Origin of the sequence: Nostoc sp. UCD121 (genome assembly GCF_014222285.1) — a bacterium.
In the GTDB taxonomy this organism is placed as follows: Bacteria; Cyanobacteriota; Cyanobacteriia; order Cyanobacteriales; family Nostocaceae; genus Nostoc.
The window spans coordinates 1-709 of sequence record NZ_JACKZS010000511.1; the positions used below are offsets into that span (position 1 = coordinate 1).

At 37.1% G+C, this 709-nt stretch carries 1 protein-coding gene and 1 pseudogene; one reads left to right on the forward strand and one right to left on the reverse strand.

The annotated features are described in order from the left end of the window. A partial coding sequence (locus tag GNF10_RS37245) for a hypothetical protein (protein ID WP_221644718.1) occupies positions 1 to 284 on the forward strand: 284 nt, incomplete at its 5' end. A gap of 229 nt (positions 285 to 513) precedes the next feature. On the opposite strand, the pseudogene GNF10_RS37250 reads toward GNF10_RS37245, so the two are convergent. After that, positions 514 to 709: pseudogene (locus GNF10_RS37250) on the reverse strand (hypothetical protein); the annotation flags it as partial.

Here is a 709-nt window from a genome sequence, read left to right on the forward strand (position 1 = left end):
ATAAACAAGACTTAGCTCCGGTAAAAATTCGGCTCAAAGAAAACTACCGAGAACGCATATTTGCAGAATCCCAACAACTAGGTAAAAGTTATCTGGAGACGCTTTATTTTATTATTGATTGCTATTTTGTTTTTATAAAGGCTGGATTAGCCACACAACAAGTAGTTTTCACGCCGCTTACTACTAACGAAAACAGACTCCAGCAGCCAATTCCCCAGCCATCTATAGACCAAAAACTAGAAAATCCTGATGGCGAAACATTCAGTCTTGATTTTGAATTATAACCGTCAGATGAAGTTGGCAACGGTAATTCCCAACCCGTAGGGTAATTATGTTAAAAAAGTTTTGAATTTAGCTCTTGTGTAAGTATTTTAGTATTTATGTACTACATAAGATGAGTTGATGTCAGCGATTTTACCAAACAGTAGATTTTTATTCTGGATTTCTATAAAAAAATAATGCCAGTACTAATAAGTAAGCCTGTATGTACTAGCATTATTCAGTTAATTGGGCCTAGAACGGAGGTTCTTGATCTAGGTCTTCATCTGTCGAAGTAACGTTATCTCCGAGTAGTTCTTTGGCAAAATCGGGAGTTTCAAGCGAGTGAGGGGTTTTACTAACCTGGGTGAGTTCGTTGATGGGTTGTGCTGACATAAAGTTTCTGATTACGAATGTGGCAATCTTTTCTTTGTAATCACCCCTGTTATCA